The organism is Alkalilimnicola ehrlichii, assembly GCF_003399765.1.
Classification (GTDB): Bacteria; Pseudomonadota; Gammaproteobacteria; order Nitrococcales; family AK92; genus AK92.
Map to the genome: position 1 here is coordinate 50829 of NZ_NFZV01000003.1, position 19257 is coordinate 70085.

The window sequence follows — 19257 nt, forward strand, 5'->3', positions numbered from 1 at the left end:
GTAAGCCTAATCGATTGAATGTGCGGATCTTCCTGAAAAAACCGGGGACGATCTGATATACTCCCCGCCTTTTTTCAGTGACCCGGAATGTAATGGTGACGTCATGAGCGAACCCCGTAAGGCTGTAGCATTGATTTCTGGTGGCCTGGATTCGATGCTGGCCGCAAAAGCGGTGCTCGAGCAGGGTGTACATGTTGAAGGTATTAACTTCTACACCGGCTTTGCGTCGAAGGCCACACTCACGCCATTCGTAAGCGCGATCGCGAGCGACAGAAGCGAAATAATGCGTTATGGGTCGCCGAGCAGCTAGGTATTAAACTGCACATCATCGATGTCGTTGAAGAATACAAGGACATCGTGATTAATCCGAAGCACGGTTATGGTGCGAATTTGAATCCGTGTTTGGACTGCAAAGGGTTTATGGTGACCCGCGCCAAGCAGTGGATGGAAGAGAACGGTTTCGATTTTATCATTACCGGCGAAGTTATTGGCCAAAGGCCAATGTCTCAGCGCAAGGACACGATGCCGGTGATCGCTAAAGAGTCCGGCGCTGGCGAGCGCCTGTTGCGTCCGTTGTGCGCGCAGTTATTGCCGCCGACCCTGCCGGAACAGGAAGGTTGGGTCGATCGGGAGAAGCTGTTCGATTTCAATGGGCGTAGCCGTAAGCCGCAGATCGAATTGGCCGGGCGCTGGGGCTTTGAGGAGTGGTCGCAGCCGGCCGGCGGTTGCTGCTTTCTAACTAATCCGCAATACTCGAAAAAGTTGGCCGACCTATGGGAAGCGCGCGGCGAGCGGCGCTACGAGCTCGACGACATCATGTTGCTCAAGATCGGCCGGCATCTGAGGCCTCGCCCCCACTTTAAGCTCATTATTGCTCGCGAGGAAGGCGAGAACCGCTTCCTACAAGGTTATCGAAAGCAGTTTACCCACCTCCAAACTGTTAGCCACGGCGGGCCTTTAGTCTTGGTTGATGGTAGCTTAGAGGGTGACGACGAGGAGTTGGCCGCGCAATTGACGGCGCGCTTTAGCCAAGGTAGGGAGGCCGAGAGCGTACGGGTTAGCGTGACGCGAACCGACGGTACTAGCCGCGAATTCGATGTTAAGCCTTTCGCGCCTAGCGAAGTAAGACAAGAGTGGTACGTTGCTTAGGCTGGCGGCTGACCGCAACTGAGAGAGCTACGACGATGGCGCATTATGTTTTAGATGTGAAAGGATTGCTTTGCCCGATGCCTGTGATCCGCTTGGGCGAGCAGGCCAAGCAGCTTACCGCCGGCGACACGGTAGAAATGCATGCTACGGATCCCGGGGTTAAAGCCGATATTCCGGCCTGGTGCCGCGTTCACGGTCATACGGTTATCGAAGAGCAAGACGATGGCGATTTGATTTGTATGGTCATCGAAATCGGCGAGTAAACCGCTCCTTGCGCTTATTTCCTATCCTGTCGCGACCGGGACCTATTACCGGTCGCTTTGAACCAACCTCTGCCCTCTTCCAGCCTACGCTCTTGTGCTTGCCCCGTTAAGCACCATTTAAATGACCTATATCGGTGCATAGACTGATTTAGTGCACCATTAGCGTGCAATTTTAGCGTGCGATTTTTTATTAACGCACCAAGAAAGCCCGCAACTGCTTGTTCTCACGCCCTGGCATGGTTCCTGCTATAGCTAAGCGACACATTTTTGGGCGACATACATTCGCATTGGAGGTCGAGACATGTCTCGCACAGCAGCAGACGTATTGAAGCTGATTAAAGAAGAGAACATTCAGTTCGTAGATTTTCGTTTCACCGATACCCGGGGTAAACAGCAGCACGTCACCGTGCCCGCCCACACGGTGGAAGAAGATACCTTTGAAAGCGGTAAGATGTTCGATGGTTCCTCCATCTCCGGTTGGAAAGGCATCAACGAGTCCGACATGATCCTGATGCCGGATGCCTCCACCGCTGTGCTGGACCCGTTCTTCGACGAAGCTACCCTCAACATTACTTGCGACGTTGTCGAGCCCAGCACCATGCAAGGCTATGAGCGCGACCCGCGCTCGGTCGCTAAGCGTGCCGAGGCTTACCTCAAGTCCACTGGTATTGGTGACACGGCCTTCTTCGGCCCGGAAAACGAATTCTTCGTTTTCGACGACGTACGTTGGGGTGCCGACATGAGCGGCAACTTCTACAAGATCGATTCCGAAGAAGCCGGCTGGAATACCGAGAAAGTCTATTCCGACGGCAACATGGGACACCGGCCGAAAGTTAAAGGCGGTTACTTCCCGGTTCCGCCGGTCGACTCTCTGCACGACCTGCGTGCCGCTATGTGCCAAGCCATGGAAGAGATGGGGCTGAAGGTTGAAGTTCACCATCATGAAGTGGCGACTGCCGGTCAGTGCGAAATCGGCGTTCTGTTCAATACGCTGGTGAAGAAGGCGGACGAAGTACAGACCCTTAAGTATGTGGTTCATAACGTTGCCCACGCCTACGGCAAAACGGCGACCTTTATGCCGAAGCCGCTGGTCGGCGACAACGGTAACGGCATGCACGTGCACCAATCGATTTCCGACGAAGGTAAAAATACCTTCAGTGGCGATCTGTACGGTGGGCTGTCCGAAACCGCGCTGTACTACATCGGCGGTATCATGAAGCATGCCAAAGCGCTGAATGCTTTCACCAATGCGGCAACCAACAGCTACAAGCGTTTGGTGCCCGGTTTCGAAGCGCCGGTGCTGCTGGCGTACTCGGCTCGCAACCGTTCGGCTTCCATCCGTGTGCCATATGTTTCGAACCCGAAAGCACGTCGTATCGAGCTGCGTTTCCCGGACTCCACGGCTAACCCGTACCTGGCTTTCGCAGCCATGTTGATGGCGGGTCTGGACGGTATCCAGAACAAGATCCACCCGGGCGATGCCATGGATAAGGACTTGTACGATCTGCCGCCGGAAGAAGAGAAAGACATCCCGAAAGTGGCGTTCTCGCTGGAAGAAGCCCTCAAGGCCCTGGACGAGGATCGCGAGTTCCTGACCGCTGGCGGTGTGTTCACCGACGACATGATCGACGCCTACATCGGGCTGAAGATGGAAGACGTGCAGCAGCTGCGGATGACCACGCACCCGTTAGAGTTCGATCTCTACTACAGCGTTTAAATCCTACTTCCTCTCCTGGGGAGACCGTGCGGCCTCCCCAAACTCCTTACGCCGCGGCTTAATGTCGCGGCGTTCTTCTTTATCCTTCTTGTGGGGCAGTCCGACTTGGACTACTCTTTATGCTCACTATGGGACGAAAAAATTACTTTGCCTTGCTGTTGTACCGCTCTTAGTCGGTACGACGGTATACACATGGACGGATGAGGAAGGCCGTACGCATTTTTCCGACGAGCCGCGCGAAGGCGCTCGGCAGATAGAAGTGGAACCGGCTCCCAGCGTGCCAAGCCTAGGTCGGCAGCCGCCGGAAGCCGAAGCGGTCCCCTGGCCCGAACAGCCACCTAATGCTTTTCGGGGCTACGATACGTTTCGGATCGTTAGCCCTGCTCCGGAAGAGACGCTGCGCGACAATTTAGGGCAAGTTTCCGTTAGCGTCGTGCTCGACCCACCCTTGCAACCCGAGCATACCCTCTACATAGAAGTGAACGGCGAACCTTGGGGCGAAATGCCGACGACGCGTTCGACTCGCTTTACGCTTAGCGGCTTACATCGCGGTGCGCAGACGTTGCGGTTGAGTATCGTCGATCAACGGGGGGAAGTCGTGGATACGGCGAGCACCACCTTTTACCTGCATCAAGCCTCGCGTTTAATCCAACCGTCGCGTTAGTACGGATAACACCCCTTCATAGGGCGTGGCGGGATTAGGCAGCTAATAGCTGAGCGTCGCTTACGTGCGTTCCGGTTAGGTGCATCTTTCAGGCAATGGCGGCACCACCCTGGAAGGGCAGGCCCGTTTTCTTCGTCTGCGTACACGCTCGTACCGGCCGACCGTAAAACCTGCCCCGAACGCGACACACGTCTTTAAATGCCTACTAAGGTGTCCTTTCTGCATTCCTTTTGCACTATGATGGTGCATTGTTGCGCTATACTGGCCCAAGCTTTGCTCGCCCAATTTGCCTGATTTTTCCAATAGTCTTTATTCCGTAAGCACTTAGGCTAGCGTGCACTCTTGTACTGCATAGCTGGTTCGAATCTTGCACCAGAGTGGTTTATGCCAATACAGAAGCTTTCAAATCCGACCCGGCTCCTTGAGCATATGAGCACTGCCGTTTGTTGCCTGGATAGCGAGTTACGCATTCAGTATATGAATCCGGCCGCAGAAATCCTGTTCGGCGTTAGTGCTCGGCAGTTGCTCGGACAGCCTTTTCCTGTGCTAGCCCCGGGTGCCGAGGAGCTGGAAGCGGGTATTCGCGATGCCCTGGCTAACGAGTCTGCCTACACCGAGCGTGAGCGGCAGTTGGTACTTGGCGCTAACCAGACCGTAACCGTCGATTGCAGCGTAACGCCCCTCCCTGACGGGGACCTATTAATCGAATTGGTGCAGTTGGATCGTCACTTACGCATTAGTCGCGAGCATAATCTGTTAGCGCAAAACCGGGTGGTGCGCGAACTTATCCGAGGTCTTGCCCACGAAGTCAAAAACCCGCTAGGAGGCTTGCGGGGCGCTGCTCAGTTATTGGAGCGGGAGCTGGCCGACCAGGACCTCACCGAATATACCCAGATTATTATTGGGGAAGCGGACAGGTTGCAGACGCTGGTTGACAACATGCTGGGCCCTAACCGCCGTCCCAACCGCCGCGAGACCAATATTCATGAAGTATTGGAGCGTGTTCGCCAACTGGTTGAGGCGGAGGCGCCGGAAGGATTCCGGATCGTACGGGACTACGACCCCAGTATCCCGCCCTTGATGGCTGAGCCGGATCAACTAATACAAGCATGTTTGAATATCGTACGTAATGCTCTACAGGCGGTTGGCGGCGAAGGCAACATCACGCTGCGTACCCGAACCCAACGCCGATTCACGATCGGCGATACGTCTTATAAGTTGGTTGCCCGTATTGAGGTGATCGACAACGGTCCTGGCATCGATACCGAGCTGCAAGAGCAGATTTTCTACCCGATGGTGACGACGCGGGCGGAAGGTAGCGGCCTGGGCCTGCCCATCGCGCAGACGCTGGTCAACCAGAATGGCGGCCTTATCGAGTGTAGCAGCGAACCGGGCGAGACAGTATTTACCATCTGGTTACCCTTGGAGGAAAGCAATGCACGAGGCGCATAGCGTCTGGGTAGTCGATGACGACCGTTCTATTCGGTGGGTACTCGAAAAAGCCCTGAAACAAGCCAATCTTTCGGTAACCGCCTTCGATACCGCCGATGCCGTTCTGCGTCGCTTGGAGCGTGAGCGGCCGGCTGTGTTGTTGACCGACGTTCGGATGCCGGGTCTTAGCGGATTAGAGTTGTTAGAGACGGTGGCGGCGCGTTGGCCCACCCTGCCTGTCATCATTATGACCGCCCACTCCGACCTCGACTCCGCCGTATCGGCATTCCAGGGCGGTGCCTTTGAGTATCTGCCGAAACCGTTCGATGTCGACGAAGCGGTCGAACTAGTACGCCGCGCTTTAAGTGCGGCGCGCTCGAAAGAGCGGGTCCAGGATGCCGCCGTCGAGCCGATGCCCGAGATCATCGGGGAAGCGCCCACGATGCAGGAGGTATTTCGCGCAATCGGTCGACTATCTCATTCCAGTATTACGGTGCTCATTAACGGCGAATCGGGGACCGGCAAGGAGTTGGTAGCGCAGGCTCTCCATCGGCATAGCCCGCGGGCAACCGCACCTTTTATCGCCTTGAACATGGCTGCTATTCCAAAAGACCTGATGGAGTCTGAGCTATTCGGTCATGAAAAGGGCGCGTTCACCGGTGCTCAGCAGTCGCGCTTGGGTCGCTTTGAACAAGCCGATGGCGGCACCTTGTTCCTCGATGAGATCGGGGATATGCCACCGGATTTGCAAACGCGATTGCTACGGGTGCTGGCCGATGGCGAATTCTATCGTGTCGGCGGCCACACGCCGGTAAGGGTCGACGTCCGCATCATCGCGGCGACTCACCAGAATCTCGAACACCGCGTGGCCGAAGGACAGTTTCGCGAAGATTTGTTCCACCGACTCAATGTGATTCGCATTCACTTGCCCGCCTTGCGGGACCGGCGGGAGGATATCCCTAAGCTCACGCGCTTTTTCCTCCGGCGCGCCGCGCAGGAATTGGGTACGGAACCCAAAACGCTACGCGCCGATGTGGAGCGTTACTTCTGCACCCTGCCCTGGCCAGGCAATGTTCGCCAGCTGGAAAACACCTGCCGGTGGTTAACGGTGATGGCAAGCGGCAAGGAAATCCACATGGAGGATATGCCGCCGGAGTTGAAGGACGGACCCGAAGCGGCTAGAGAAGACGCCGATTGGGAAGCGGCATTAGCGCGTTGGGCGAGCCGAGCATTAGCGCGTGGCGACGAGGGCGTCCTGGCGGAAGCCTTGCCCCGTTTCGAACGAATTCTCATCGAGCAGAGCCTGAGCCGTACCGGAGGACGACGACAAGACGCCGCGCGCTTATTGGGTTGGGGGAGAAATACCTTAACGCGAAAGATTAAAGACTTAGGAATGGAATAACGCCGGGATCGAGAAGCTTTCTGCCGATAAGATAATAAGAGTGGACATTCCGCCATACTCTGGTAAGAATGCCGCGATTCGCGTCATTGGGAATGCCGTCATGTTCCATGTGGTTCTGGTTGAGCCGGAGATTCCGCCGAATACCGGCAATGTTATTCGTTTATGTGCCAATAGCGGCGCTCAGTTGCACCTGATTCACCCGCTAGGGTTCGTTATGGAAGATAAGCAACTGCGGCGGGCGGGGCTCGATTATCGAGAGTGGGCTGACGTTCGCGAACACACGGATTTCGACAGATTTCTACGCGATGTAAAACCAACGCGGCTTTTTGCCTGTTCGACGAAGGGCGAACGCCTTTACCATCAGGTGCACTACCGGGAGAACGACGCACTGGTGTTCGGGGCCGAAACCCGAGGCCTTTCGCCGGAGATGATGGCGCGCTTTTCCTCCGAGGAGATCGTGCGTATTCCTATGGTGCCCGATAGCCGCAGCTTGAATCTATCCAACGCCGTGAGCGTGATTCTGTTCGAAGCATGGCGCCAGCATGATTTTGCGGGCAGCGTCGATGCTCAAGCTGCGGCCAATTAGTTTGGCAGCTAAGAGGCTTTAAAATTCCGCCTTTTGTGCTCGTGCCATTAAGTTACGAACAGCGGTTTCGGCGTCTACCTCACCTGTCACTAGGTAATATACTTGCTCGCAAATAGGCATATCCAGGCTTATGCGTTGGGCCAGCTTGTAGACTTCCCGTGCCGTTCGCACGGCTTCAACGGTTTGGCCGATGTTGGCGACAGCCTCATCGATGCTATTGCCTTGGCCGAGTGCTAAGCCGAAACGGCGGTTTCGGGATTGATCGTCGGTACAGGTCAGAATAAGGTCGCCTACTCCGGATAAGCCCATTATCGTTTGAGGGTCGGCTTTAAGCGCTTGGCTTAATCGCATCATCTCCGCTAAGCCGCGAGTAATGAGGCCGGCACGGGCATTAGCACCGAAGCCCAGGCCGTCGCTGACGCCTGCGGCGACCGCCAGCACATTTTTCACCGCGCCGCCTAGCTCCACACCGGTGATATCGCGGCTGGTGTAAACCCGAAAGCTTTCGCTGTGAAAAGCGCGGGCAAAATCTTTACCGAAGCTATCGTCGGTTGCTGCGATCGTAACGGCAGTCGGCAGCCCTTGTGCGACTTCCTTGGCAAAGCTCGGCCCGGACAACACCGCTAACGGCCGATTAGGCCCTACCAACTCATCGGCCACTTCGTGCAACAGCTGCCCGGAGCGGGCGTCAAGGCCTTTTGTCGCCCATGCCAGGCGTTGCGAGGGTTTCAGGATCGGGGCCAGCCGCTCCAGCAAATCGCGGAAGCCATGGCTGGGAACAACGATAAGAATGTCCGCCGCAGCGGCGACGGCCTGATGAAGGTCCGCTTCGGGGATAAGCGTGTTTGGAAAACGGGTTCCCGGTAAATGCTTCCGGTTCTCGCGATCCGCGGCCAGTTGTGCCGTATGTTCTGGAGAGTGGCCCCATAAGCGCACATCGCGACCGTTACGTGCCAAGGCCAGGGCCAACGCTGTTCCCCAAGATCCGGCTCCTAGAACCGCTATCGTACCGCTCATCAACTCGCCTCATTGCACTGGGGCTGCTACCAAAGAGAATGGGCAGGATACGCTGCTCTTCCAATGCAGACCCCGTAGATTTCAAGTTCGCTTTGCCCACCCGGGGGTGGGTTAGCGCCCATTCTAACCGCTTTGAGGGATAATTCTCCCGAAGTAGGGGGGACAGGGGAAGTTTGGCGGCTATTGGCGCTTCGCGCGGCTTATTTAGAAGGCGGGGTTCCCTGCGATGCTCGGCAGCGCCAACGGGCAAGAGCAAGACCCTTCGATCCACGTTTTTCCAAGGCACAAACGCCAACTCGGTTAACGGCGTGCGGTTGCTTGAAGAAGGAAGAGGCGGTTTCTTTGGCGACGCAAAGACTCATTCGCCGGAAGCGAATGAGGTGCGCTAAGCGAGCCGAAGGCCGAAGACCAGGACAGTGCATCGCTACAGGCAATAGCAACAAAGCGTAGACCTCTAAGCGCATTCCCGCCAAAGCGCAACGAACCAAAAAAGCCGGCGGAAGCCGGCTTTTGAGATATTCGCTCCCCGAATAGGGAGTAAACGGCAGTCGCGTTAATTCGCCTGCTGCTGTTGTTTCTCTTGCGCTAACCGTTGCTGATACAACGCATCGAAGTTAACCGGACCGAGTAGCATCTGCGGGAAGCCGCCTTTGGTGATGATGTCGGACACCGCTTCGCGCGCGTAAGGGAACAGAATGTTCGGGCAGTAACCGCCAAGCAGAGCCTTTAAAGTCGGTTCGTCGAAACCGTCGATCTGGAAAATGCCGCCTTGCTGTATTTCGCAGAGGTAGGCGGTTTTACCGGCTTGTTTGGTGGTGACGGTCACCCGAACGACAACCTCGTAAGTCTTCTCCGCAATACCGCGAGCGTTGCTGTCGAGATCGACATTCACCTCGGGCTTCCATTCGCCGGTTTGGAATACTTCCGGCGAGTTCGGCGTTTCAAAGGAAACGTCCTTCAGGAAAATTTTACCCAAGTTGAACTGCTGACCGGCTGCACCCTGTTGGTTAGTAGCCTGGCCTGCCCCGTTATTCTCCGCCATAACTTACATCGTCCACGTCGTGTGAGGTTTACTTACTTTCGAGAGGAAAGCCGGCACTTTGCCACGCCGCGAAGCCGCCTTTGAGCTTATATACTTGCTCAAAGCCTTCTTGCCGTAGACGGGTGACTGCGCGGCCAGACTGAAGACCGGTTCCGCAATAGACAATAACAGGCCGATTCTTGTAGCGCGAGAGCTTGTTTAGCCGATCGTCGATAGAACCGCCGGGGACATTGATTGCCCCCGGCAGGTGAGCTTTTCTAAAGGCGTTTTCGTCCCGCGTATCCAGAAACAGAGCGTTCTGCTTGTTGAACAATTCAGTGGCTTGTCCCGGTTCCACATCGCCGCCGCCGCTACGCATACGCCTAACTTCGACGATGACAATGATTGTCAAGATGGCGACGAACGCCGTAGTCAGAATCGGGTTGTTACCAATAAACTCAATAACTTGTTCCATAAAAGCAGTACGCCCTTAGTTACGCTGGGGCGCACCGGCCTTAGGAGTCCGTCAGTCCCTCCCTGAGGCCGGGCGCGGGAAACACGTCGCGCATCATACCAATAAGATTGAGAATCCGCCTGTCTTGGATGCGGTAATACACCCGGTTGGCGTCTTTCCGTGAGGTTATGATGCCTTTATCTCGCAAGATCGCAAGGTGTTGCGAGATATTACTTTGCGAAGTGCCTACCTCGCCCACGATGTCCTGCACATTAACTTCTGTGTTGCCAAGCACACACAGAATGTGTAGGCGAAGCGGGTGAGCCATTGCCTTCAAGGCGCGGGCTGCGGGTTGAATTGCCGGTTGGATATCTTGTTCGACTGTTGAGACCATTCCTTGAGTCCCCTCTTGGTTGGTTCTTGCCTTCTTTTGACAAGTGCTTCCCTGACAAGCCGATCCCGTGGCCTACCGTTTGGTCCAATGCTGTGACACAGTCGGTAGGTTCGGAATCGAACCCCCTAAATAACAGCTACAGCTGTTAACGAAGAAGCTATGATACCGCCAATGCTGGCGAATTAAATTGTAGTTCAGTATTAGCTTGTATAGATCCCGAGGTCAAGTACAACTTTTGAGCATGTATTTTCTTAAATCATCTATCTGCTTGTTAACGTTGTTAATTTTGCTGTTTTTCTCAAGTATGGTCCATTCGGACTATGCGACGAAGGCTGCGGAGTTAGAGCGTTTGCGCGAGCAAATCGAACGCGTACAAGGCGGTCTACAGCAAGAGCGTCGGCGCCAGGATCGAGTCACACGCGAGTTACGTGAGTTGGATACTCGGGTCAATGCCGCTAACGCCCGGTTGCGTCGTCTAGACGACGAACAGGTTGTATTGAACCGGCGAATTAACGTTCTGCAGGGGCAGCGTCGCGAACAGTTGGAGGAGTTGGCGGCGCAGCGCGAGCACCTGACGCGGCAAATTCTGGATGTTTACATTAGCGGCCGTCAGGAGTACTTGCGGTTGCTGCTGAATCAGGAGGACCCTAATAGTGTCGACCGCATGTTGGTTTACTACGATTATTTGAACCGGGCGCGCAGCGAGCGGATACAGGAAGTCGACACACAGCTGGCCGAGCTACGGCGGATTGAAGCGGAGATTGCGGAGCAAGAAGAGCGGCTGGCGACTGCGCGCCGGGGGCAGGAAGCGGAACGGACTCGCCTCCAAACGGCCCGGCAAGAGCGAGCAGCGCTTTTGGCGCGGATTGAGCGTGAGCTAAGCAATAAGGACCGACAACTACGGCAACTTGCGCGGGACGAGGAGCAGCTTGTCGAATTGCTTCAGGGCCTGGAGCGTGCCCTTGCCGATGTTCCGGACCGCGATTTGGCACAGTACTCGTTTCGCGAGAGCGAGGGGCTTTTGGTTTGGCCGGTAGAAGGCGAGTTGGCGGCCCGTTTTGGCTCCAGCCGAGGTGCCGGTGGCAATAGCCGCTGGAACGGGTTGTTGATAGAAGCCGAGGAAGGTACGGACGTGCGCGCAATCTCGCATGGCCGCGTGGTATTTGCCGATTGGCTGCGGGGCTTTGGCTTGATGGTTATTATCGATCACGGCGAGGGTTTTATGAGCTTATACGGCCATAACGAGGCATTGTACCGGGAGGCAGGCGCTTGGGTGCAGCCGGGCGAAATCATTGCAGCGGTAGGAACTAGCGGCGGCCGCGGGACTCCGGGATTGTACTTCGAGGTTCGCGAAAACGGGACTCCGGTCGATCCTATGCGCTGGCTTAGATAAGAATACGTTAAAAGAACAACAAAGGTGCTTGTTCTTCCCATTTAGTTTGGGATTATACTGGCAGCATCTTCTTGTTCCTTGGGGCGACTTTTCCGAAAGTGTGAGTCAGTTCCTAACTATGGGCTAAAGTGCACTCTAGCGGTGACTGCTGTCACGGAAACACGTCTGTCGAGGGTGTTTACTGGGCACCAGCTGTCCCCGCCGGCATTTGGCCGCGGGTGTAAAGGATTTTAGGAGCAGCCATAATGCAATTCAGAAAGTCCGTAACCGCCCTTTGTCTTGGTGTCGCCCTCGGGGTCTCGGGCACGATGACCCAAGGAGTCTGGGCTGATCGCAGTCAAGCCCAAGCCGAGCTTCCGCTTGAGCAGCTACGCGCCTTTACGGAAGTCTATACTCGTATTAAGCGTGACTACGTCGACGAAGTAGACGATAAGGAACTCCTTGACGCTGCTGTTCGTGGCATGCTTTCCAGTTTGGACCCGCACTCCTCTTTCATGGACGAACAGGGTTATCAGAACATGCGTTCCGGTACCCGAGGCGAATTCGGCGGCCTCGGTATCGAAGTAGGGACGGAAGACGGTTACGTCAAGGTTATCGCTCCGATTGACGATACGCCCGCTTATCGGGCGGGGCTGAAAGCCGGCGATCTGATCTTGACTCTCGATGGTAAATCGATCAAAGGCATGGAGTTGAGCGAAGCGATTAAGCTGATGCGGGGCGAGCCGGGCACCAGCATCGATATGACGATCCGTCGGCAGGGTGCCGATGCTCCGATCGCGGTAACCCTCAAGCGCGACGTGATCCAGGTACAAAGTGTGCGGGCGCGTATGCTGGAACCCGGTGTCGGTTATGTCCGGATTAGTCAGTTCCAACGGCGTACGGGGGAGCAGGTACGTTCGGCGGTCGAAAAGCTGAAAGCCGAAGCCAACGGGAACTTAGAAGGGCTCGTACTCGATATGCGCAATAACCCGGGCGGCGTATTGCGTGCAGCCGTGGAGGTTTCCGACGCCTTCATTACCGAAGGACGGATTGTCTACACGCAAGGTCGCATGAATAACGAAGTCGTTTTCGATGCTAGCGGTAAGGATATGATCGACGGGGCGCCCATCGTGGTGCTGGTCAATGAGGGCTCAGCATCGGCTTCGGAGATCGTCGCGGGTGCTTTGCAAGACCACAAGCGCGCCGTTGTTATGGGGTCGACAACTTTCGGTAAGGGTTCGGTTCAGTCGATTCTACCGTTGAACGACGGTACGGCATTGAAGTTGACCACAGCGCGTTACTACACGCCGAGCGGACGTTCTATTCACTCGAAGGGTATTATGCCCGACATGCCGGTAAACAAGGATCTGCAGGTGGTTCAGGCGGACTCCGACGGCGATCAGGCCCGGTTGCAGGAAGCCGAGCTACGCAGTACTCGGGATGCACAGGCAAACGAGAAAAAGTCTGCGGACAGGGACGATTGGATCGGCTCCGACTACGTGCTGTACGAAGCGTTGAACTTCCTCCGGGGAATGCAGACTTTCGGCGCCCGAGACGGTAATAGTATTTAATACGTTGCGATTAGCCGAACGTCCGGGGCAAGGCCTCGGACGTTCGCGTTTTGTACTAAGGAAAATAAATGCGGTGGTGGTTCGGTGTCTTGGTGTCGGCTGTGTTTGTTTGTTCTGCCGCTCAGGCCGAATCGGTCTCTCCCGAGCCTGCCATTGCCATTATTATTGACGATTTAGGCGATCGTTTAGCGGAAGGACGCCGAGTCGTGGACCTTCCGGGGCCGGTTGCCTGTGCTTTCCTCCCCCATACGCCTCACGTCCAACGGTTAGCCGAGGCGGCTCACGCCACTGGTAAAGAGGTTATGTTGCATTTGCCGCTGCAAGCAAAGGCGGGGAATGACCTTGGGCCGGGTGGACTGACGCTGGATATGGACCAAGAAGCCTTTGTGGCGAGTGTGCAGGCGAGCCTTGCTGCCGTTCCCCATGTTTCCGGCGTAAATAACCATATGGGCAGCTTACTGACGCGCCATCCCGGCCATATGACATGGCTGATGGAAGTATTACGGGCGCAAGAGGCGGAGCTTTTCTTTATCGATAGCCGGACCTCGCGCCACAGCGTCGCCGAACAAATGGCGCGAGAAGCGCGGTTGCCGACGGCGAGCAGGCATGTCTTTCTAGATCACAACCCTAGCCCGCGGGCGGTGGAGGCAGAGTTCGAGCGCTTGTTGCGCATTGCCCGAAGTCGCGGGGTTGCACTAGCCATCGGGCATCCGTACCGTTCCACGTTAGAGGTGCTGGAACGCCGTTTACCGCAGTTGCAGGAAGACGGTGTGCGCCTTGTATCGGTATCCGAGATGATCGAGCTGGAAACGGAAAGGGATAAATCATGGCAAACGTCCTCGTCCCATTAGCCGAAGGCTGCGAAGAGTTAGAGTCGGTGACGGTCATCGATTTGCTGCGCCGTGCCGGTGTTGCGGTTACGACTGCCGGTTTAACGCCCGGGCCGGTAAAGGCCAGTCGCGGAGTCGTTCTGGTGCCCGATACCACCTTAGATGCAGTGGCCGGCGAAAACTTCGATATGATCGTCTTGCCGGGTGGCGCAAAGGGTGCCGAGCGGCTCGGAGACGACGCGCGGATTATCGCTCTATTGCAGCAAGCGGCAGCGGACGGTTGTTATATCGCGGCGATTTGTGCTGCGCCGGCCGTGTTAGCGAAGGCGGGGTTGTTAAGGGGGCGTCGCGTTACCAGCTATCCCGGTTTTTGGACGGTGCGGAGGGAATCGAGTATCAAGAGCAGCCGGTCGTTGTCGATGGTCGGGTTGTGACGTCGCGAGGTCCCGGCACGGCGATGGATTTCGCGTTGACCTTGATAGAACTGTTAGCCGGTCAAGCAAGCCGCGTTAAGGTCGAAACGGGCTTACAGCGACCGGCGTAGAGATAAGACGTTTACCTAATTCGCTTTAACCAGGCGAATAACAGCAGTATGGCGCCAACGGCGCCTGTGGCCCACGTGGCGATCGGCGCGCCGGCAAACATCGCCGGCGAGAAACCGTCCATTCCTAATAGAATAAAGGCGCAGATCAAGAGTGCCGCACCCGCCGTACCGATCACGAAGCGGGTGCTCATGGCTCGTAAATCGGCTCGCAGCCGTTCCAATTCCTCCGATTGTTGGGCCAGCTCTCGTCGAGCGGCACCGAGTTCGTCGAAGGTTTCGTAAAGCCGGCGCGGGATGGCCGGAAGCTCCTCGCCCCATCGGGGCAGCTCTTTTTTGATTTGCCGTAGCAAGGCGCGAGCACCCAATTGCTCGCTCATCCAGCGCTCCATATGAGGTTTGGCGGTTTTCCACAAATCCAGCTCCGGATAGAGTTCGCGCCCTAAACCTTCGATATTGAGCAATGTCTTCTGTAGCAATACCAACTGCGGCTGCACTTCCATTTCGAAGCGACGGCCCGTTTGAAACAGTCGCAACAGCAGACCGCCGAAGGAAATATCTCGTAAGGGGCGTTCGAAAATAGGTTCGCAAACGGTGCGAATAGCCGATTCGAACTCGTCGATGCGGGTATGGGGCGGAACCCAGCCCGATTCTACATGCAGCTCCGCGACACGCCGATAATCCCGATTGAAAAAGGCCAGAAAATTTTCTGCCAAGTAGCGTTGATCGGTGGGGCTGAGGGTACCGATAATGCCGAAGTCGACCGCGATGTATTGCGGGCTGCCGGGGTTTTCCGGATTAACGAAAATATTCCCAGGGTGCATGTCGGCGTGGAAAAAGCTGTCCCGAAAGACCTGGGTGAAGAAAATCTCGACCCCGCGTTCGGCCAGCACCCGCATGTCGATCCCGAGCTTATAGAGCTTGTCGAGGTGGTTCACGGGGATTCCGTTCACCCGCTCCATGACCATGACATCGCGTCGCGTGTAATCCCAGTAGACTTCGGGGATGTGCAGCAGCGGCGAATCGAGGAAATTGCGTTTTAACTGCGAGGCGTTGGCCGCCTCCCGCATTAAGTCCAGCTCGTCGTTGAGGTTCTTGTCGAACTCGGCAACCACTTCGCGCGGCCGCAGCCGGCGTCCTTCCGTCCAATAGCGCTCGGCTAAGTCGGCAACCGCGTACATAAGGCCGAGGTCGCTTTGGATGGCCCTATCGATGCCTGGGCGGATTACCTTGACCACAACGTCCGTGCCGTCTAACAGGCGGGCGGTATGTACTTGGGCAATGGAGGCCGAGGCTAGCGGTTGTTCGTCGAATTCGGCGAACACTTCATTTAAAGGCCGTCGATAGGCTCGCTCGATAATGCGGCGGGCCTCGGCGCCGGGGAAAGGCGGTACGCGGTCTTGTAGGTGGGCCAGCTCGCTGGCGATATCCTGCGGTAGTAGATCGCGTCGCGTCGAGAGAATTTGTCCGAACTTAACGTAAATGGGCCCTAGATCCTCTAGGGTCATCCTGATTCGCTCGCCGCGGCTGGAGCCGTCTTTGCTGAACCAGCGCCAGAACATGAAAATCTTCAGGAATCGCAGCGGGCGAAACGGCGGCGTCGCCAATATGATTTCGTCCAGACCGTGGCGCAACAGCACGATGTTGATAAAGATAATGCGGTGAAGCTGTCGAAGGCGTTTCATGTACCTCTGCCCTTGCGCCGTTTCTCTAACAGCGCAATGCGTGCGGCAAGTCGGTCCGTGTCTTGGCGCAGCTGATCTACATCGTCAAGAAAGCCGCTTAACTCGGCTTCCGGCGGGACTTGGCCTATCTCTTCCGTTAGGTACTCGGAAAGATTCTGCTCAAAGGTCGTGCGCCCCCGGCTTAGCCAGCCTTGGAACCCGCGAAAGAAGTTGCCAACCTGATGGGCGACTATATCGCCGGTAAAACGCGATAATTGCTCTTCCCAGTCGATCTCCAGCTCGCTGAGCAGGCTGCGGACGCCGTGAACCACGGCCACGTCGCCGCGAAACTCGACGGCACCGGTATTGCCCCGCCCTCTTCTAGCCGCCAAAGACAACAAGGCGGCCAGTTCGGCGCGTACGGTAGCGTCGACCGGCATCTCGGGATCGGCGATGGTAATCGCCTCTTCCGTAAATAAGACGTGCAGCGGTAACTCGACGCCTTCCAACTCTACGGCCAACACGCGGCCGGCCAGCGGGCGCAGCCGTTGTTTTGCTTCCGGATCGAGCAGCAGCAACTTGTTGGCCAGGGTAACCAGTTGCTGAAATGCCGTGTTCAGGGGGTCCATAGTCATCTCAATACTTATAACCGCGGTGTACGGCTACCACGCCGCCGCTAAGATTGAAATACTCGCAATCCTCCAGTCCGGCCTCTTCCATCAAGCCTTTTAGGCCTTCTTGGTCTGGGTGCATTCGGATCGATTCGGCCAGGTAGCGATAGCTATCGGCATCGTCGGCGACCAGTTGCCCCATCCGCGGCAAGACCTGGAAGGAATATAAGTCGTACAAGGGTTGCAGCGGTTTTAGGTAGAGCTGGGAAAACTCCAGGACGATGACACAGCCGCCGGGCTTGATCACGCGGCGCATTTCCGCCAGCGCGACTTCCTTGCGAGTGACGTTACGGAGGCCGAATGCAATTGTGACGCGGTCGAAGTAGTTGTCCGGAAACGGCAGATACTCCGCGTTGGCGATAACAAAATCGACGTTACCGACCACCCCGTCGTCAACTAGCCTGGCACGCCCGCGGTTGAGCATGGCCTCGTTGATGTCGGACAGTATGACTTTACCTTGCGGGCCAACCTTGCGGGCCATGAGGCGAGCCAAATCCCCTGTGCCGCTGGCAAGGTCGAGAATACGCTGACCGCGGCGGATATTGGCGATGTTAATCGCTTGCCGTTTCCATAGTCGGTGCAGCCCCATGGACATCAGATCGTTCATGAGATCGTACTTGCCCGCTACCGAGCGGAATACTTGCCCTACCCTGGCCGCCTTTTCCGCGGCCGGCACCTGCTGAAAGCCGAAGTGTGTGGTGTCGGACTGTTTGTCGTTGCTAGCCATGGCCGCCTCAGTGGTTATTCTCGTTGCGCTCTATGCCGGCTTGGCGTAGCGCAGCGAGGTAGTCTTGCCAATGCCGGTTCTGGTTGATGCCGAGTTCGTAGAGCAAATCCCAGGAATAAAGGCCGGTTTGATGGCCATCGTCGAAGCAAAGGCGCACGGCGTATTGGCCGACCGGCTCGACGCGATCGATCCCGACCTTTTCCTTGCCGGTCTGAAGAACCTCTTGCCCCGGCCCGTGGCCGCGTACTTCGGCTGACGGCGAGAACACGCGCAGGTATTCGGCGCTTAACTCAAACCGTTGCCCATCGTCGAAGGCTACCTCCAGTCGCCGCGACTGCCGGTGCAGTTTGATCTCGGTCGGTACTCTGCCGTGACTGATGCGCTCCAGCCGCTGCATACGCTATACCCTGTTTCGTTGGCCGACCCGCTACAGGATGTAGCGGGTGAGGTCCTCGTTGCGGGCGAGGTCGGCCAAATGCTCTTCGACGTATGCGGCATCGATGGCGATGGTTTCGCCGCTGCGGTCGGGTGCCTCGAAGGAGATCGCTTCAAGCAACCGCTCCATCACCGTGTGCAGGCGGCGTGCGCCGATGTTCTCGGTGCGCTCGTTGACTTCCCAGGCTACTTCCGCGATGCGCGCGACGCCATCTTCGGTAAACGCTAGCTGGCAGCCTTCGGTATTCATCAAGGCTTTGTATTGATGAACCAGCGAAGCGTCCGGCTCGGTAAGAATCCGTACGAAGTCTTCCACCGACAGCGGATCAAGTTCGACCCGGATCGGTAACCGGCCTTGCAGCTCCGGAATGAGGTCCGAGGGTTTGGATAAATGAAAGGCGCCGGAGGCAATAAATAGAATGTGATCGGTGCGCACCATGCCGTATTTAGTGGATACGGTGGAGCCTTCCACCAATGGCAACAGGTCGCGCTGCACGCCTTCGCGGGAGACATCGGCGCCGCCGTGATCGGAGCGTTTAGCGACTTTGTCGATTTCGTCGAGAAAGACAATGCCGTGCTGCTCGACGCGTTCAAGCGCCGTGGCTTTCAGCTCTTCCTCGTTGACCATTTTCGCCGCTTCTTCTTCTTTCAGCACCTTCAGCGCTTCTTGAACCTTCATCTTGCGCGTTTTGGTGCGCTCGCCGCCGAAGTTCTGGAACATGTTCTGCAGCTGGCTGGTCATCTCTTCCATGCCGGGCGGCGCCATGATTTCCACGCCTACCGGTGTGGCGCGCACCTCGATCTGTACTTCGCGGTCGTCGAGATCGCCTTCGCGCAGTTTCTTGCGCAATTTCTGCCGGGTTGCGGAGTTGTGCTCCTCCTCCGGCATTTTTTCTCCCCACACATCGGCCGTTCGCGGGCGCGGCAGGAGCACGTCGAGCAAGCGATCCTCGGCGGCATCCTCGGCACGCAAGGAAACCTTTTGCATTTCCTCTTCGCGCGTCATTTTGATCGCGATATCCACCAGGTCGCGGACGATCGACTCGACGTCGCGGCCGACATAGCCTACTTCGGTGAATTTGGTGGCCTCCACCTTCATGAACGGCGCGCGCGCCAGTTTAGCCAGGCGGCGGGCAATTTCGGTTTTACCGACACCGGTGGGGCCGATCATGAGAATATTCTTCGGCGTAATCTCGTTACGCAGCGTTTCGTCGACCTGCATACGCCGCCAACGGTTACGCAGCGCAATAGCCACTGCCCGTTTGGCTTCGGCCTGACCGATAATGTGTTTGTCCAATTCTTGGACGATTTCGCGTGGGGTCATGTAAGACATCGACTGCTTTCTCCT

20 protein-coding genes and 1 pseudogene are annotated in these 19257 nt (G+C 56.6%); 12 read left to right on the forward strand and 9 right to left on the reverse strand.

Annotated elements, in window-relative coordinates:
* Nucleotides 1-103 precede the first annotated feature (103 nt).
* The 8 genes from CAI21_RS24605 to trmL all read left to right on the forward strand — a co-directional run bounded on the left by CAI21_RS24605 (nucleotide 104) and on the right by trmL (nucleotide 7212).
* Entirely contained in the window at nucleotides 104-310 is a 207-nt protein-coding gene (locus CAI21_RS24605; RefSeq protein ID WP_258867993.1) for a hypothetical protein, read from the forward strand.
* Nucleotides 311-327: 17 nt separating this feature from the next.
* A complete protein-coding gene (locus CAI21_RS03875; RefSeq protein WP_309544651.1) occupies nucleotides 328-1149 on the forward strand; it encodes a tRNA (5-methylaminomethyl-2-thiouridylate)-methyltransferase in 822 nt (273 codons plus the stop codon).
* A 35-nt stretch (nucleotides 1150-1184) separates the two neighbouring features.
* Nucleotides 1185-1412 carry a sulfurtransferase TusA family protein gene (locus CAI21_RS03880; protein ID WP_116301093.1) on the forward strand — a complete coding sequence of 76 codons (228 nt, stop codon included), beginning with the start codon at nucleotides 1185-1187 and terminating at the stop codon, nucleotides 1410-1412.
* Between the two features lie 301 nt (nucleotides 1413-1713).
* Complete coding sequence (glnA, locus tag CAI21_RS03885) at nucleotides 1714-3129, forward strand: glutamate--ammonia ligase (RefSeq protein ID WP_116301094.1); 1416 nt, start codon at nucleotides 1714-1716, stop codon at nucleotides 3127-3129.
* A gap of 61 nt (nucleotides 3130-3190) precedes the next feature.
* Complete coding sequence (locus CAI21_RS03890) at nucleotides 3191-3793, forward strand: DUF4124 domain-containing protein (RefSeq protein ID WP_116301095.1); 603 nt, start codon at nucleotides 3191-3193, stop codon at nucleotides 3791-3793.
* Nucleotides 3794-4177: 384 nt separating this feature from the next.
* Nucleotides 4178-5245 (forward strand): nitrogen regulation protein NR(II), encoded by a 1068-nt coding sequence (gene glnL / locus CAI21_RS03895; RefSeq protein ID WP_116301096.1) that lies wholly within the window; start codon nucleotides 4178-4180, stop codon nucleotides 5243-5245.
* Nucleotides 5229-6626 (forward strand): nitrogen regulation protein NR(I), encoded by a 1398-nt coding sequence (gene glnG / locus CAI21_RS03900; RefSeq protein WP_116301097.1) that lies wholly within the window; start codon nucleotides 5229-5231, stop codon nucleotides 6624-6626. The genes glnL and glnG overlap by 17 nt, the downstream gene beginning before the upstream one ends.
* Nucleotides 6627-6726: 100 nt before the next feature.
* Nucleotides 6727-7212, forward strand: a complete 486-nt coding sequence (trmL, locus tag CAI21_RS03905) for a tRNA (uridine(34)/cytosine(34)/5-carboxymethylaminomethyluridine(34)-2'-O)-methyltransferase TrmL (protein WP_116301098.1) — start codon at nucleotides 6727-6729, stop codon at nucleotides 7210-7212.
* Nucleotides 7213-7230: 18 nt separating this feature from the next.
* On the opposite strand, the gene gpsA is transcribed toward trmL, so the two are convergent.
* The 4 genes from gpsA to CAI21_RS03925 all read right to left on the reverse strand — a co-directional run bounded on the left by gpsA (nucleotide 7231) and on the right by CAI21_RS03925 (nucleotide 10098).
* Nucleotides 7231-8229 (reverse strand): NAD(P)H-dependent glycerol-3-phosphate dehydrogenase, encoded by a 999-nt coding sequence (gene gpsA, locus CAI21_RS03910; protein ID WP_116301099.1) that lies wholly within the window; start codon nucleotides 8227-8229, stop codon nucleotides 7231-7233.
* Nucleotides 8230-8782: 553 nt separating this feature from the next.
* Nucleotides 8783-9271 (reverse strand): protein-export chaperone SecB, encoded by a 489-nt coding sequence (secB, locus tag CAI21_RS03915; RefSeq protein WP_116301100.1) that lies wholly within the window; start codon nucleotides 9269-9271, stop codon nucleotides 8783-8785.
* Nucleotides 9272-9299: 28 nt separating this feature from the next.
* The gene (locus CAI21_RS03920) at nucleotides 9300-9725 is read right to left on the reverse strand and encodes a rhodanese-like domain-containing protein (protein ID WP_116301101.1); all 426 of its coding nucleotides are present in this window, start codon (nucleotides 9723-9725) and stop codon (nucleotides 9300-9302) included.
* 40 nt (nucleotides 9726-9765) lie between these two features.
* A complete protein-coding gene (locus tag CAI21_RS03925) occupies nucleotides 9766-10098 on the reverse strand; it encodes an ArsR/SmtB family transcription factor (protein ID WP_116301102.1) in 333 nt (110 codons plus the stop codon).
* Between the two features lie 349 nt (nucleotides 10099-10447).
* On the opposite strand from CAI21_RS03925, the gene CAI21_RS03930 reads away from it, so the two are divergent.
* The 4 genes and pseudogenes from CAI21_RS03930 (at nucleotide 10448) to CAI21_RS03945 (ending at nucleotide 14415) form a co-directional block, all read left to right on the forward strand.
* Nucleotides 10448-11491 carry a murein hydrolase activator EnvC family protein gene (locus tag CAI21_RS03930; protein WP_181919254.1) on the forward strand — a complete coding sequence of 348 codons (1044 nt, stop codon included), beginning with the start codon at nucleotides 10448-10450 and terminating at the stop codon, nucleotides 11489-11491.
* 245 nt (nucleotides 11492-11736) lie between these two features.
* Complete coding sequence (locus CAI21_RS03935; protein ID WP_116301104.1) at nucleotides 11737-13041, forward strand: S41 family peptidase; 1305 nt, start codon at nucleotides 11737-11739, stop codon at nucleotides 13039-13041.
* Nucleotides 13042-13109: 68 nt separating this feature from the next.
* Nucleotides 13110-13892, forward strand: a complete 783-nt coding sequence (locus tag CAI21_RS03940) for a divergent polysaccharide deacetylase family protein (protein ID WP_116301105.1) — start codon at nucleotides 13110-13112, stop codon at nucleotides 13890-13892.
* Nucleotides 13868-14415, forward strand: a pseudogene (locus CAI21_RS03945) (DJ-1 family glyoxalase III). The gene CAI21_RS03940 and the pseudogene CAI21_RS03945 overlap by 25 nt, the downstream one beginning before the upstream one ends.
* 11 nt (nucleotides 14416-14426) lie before the next feature.
* Here the strand turns inward: CAI21_RS03945 and ubiB are convergent.
* From ubiB to hslU, 5 genes are read right to left on the reverse strand one after another with little or no spacing between them, the layout of a single operon-like run.
* The gene (gene ubiB, locus CAI21_RS03950; protein WP_116301106.1) at nucleotides 14427-16097 is read right to left on the reverse strand and encodes a ubiquinone biosynthesis regulatory protein kinase UbiB; all 1671 of its coding nucleotides are present in this window, start codon (nucleotides 16095-16097) and stop codon (nucleotides 14427-14429) included.
* The gene (locus tag CAI21_RS03955) at nucleotides 16094-16705 is read right to left on the reverse strand and encodes a ubiquinone biosynthesis accessory factor UbiJ (RefSeq protein ID WP_181919255.1); all 612 of its coding nucleotides are present in this window, start codon (nucleotides 16703-16705) and stop codon (nucleotides 16094-16096) included. Before CAI21_RS03955 ends, ubiB begins: the two co-directional genes overlap by 4 nt.
* Before the next feature lie 7 nt (nucleotides 16706-16712).
* The gene (gene ubiE / locus CAI21_RS03960; protein ID WP_116301108.1) at nucleotides 16713-17474 is read right to left on the reverse strand and encodes a bifunctional demethylmenaquinone methyltransferase/2-methoxy-6-polyprenyl-1,4-benzoquinol methylase UbiE; all 762 of its coding nucleotides are present in this window, start codon (nucleotides 17472-17474) and stop codon (nucleotides 16713-16715) included.
* Between the two features lie 7 nt (nucleotides 17475-17481).
* Nucleotides 17482-17871 (reverse strand): gamma-butyrobetaine hydroxylase family protein, encoded by a 390-nt coding sequence (locus CAI21_RS03965; protein ID WP_116301109.1) that lies wholly within the window; start codon nucleotides 17869-17871, stop codon nucleotides 17482-17484.
* 30 nt (nucleotides 17872-17901) lie between these two features.
* Nucleotides 17902-19242, reverse strand: coding sequence for an ATP-dependent protease ATPase subunit HslU (gene hslU, locus CAI21_RS03970; protein ID WP_116301110.1), 1341 nt, complete (start codon nucleotides 19240-19242; stop codon nucleotides 17902-17904).
* Nucleotides 19243-19257: the final 15 nt, after the last annotated feature.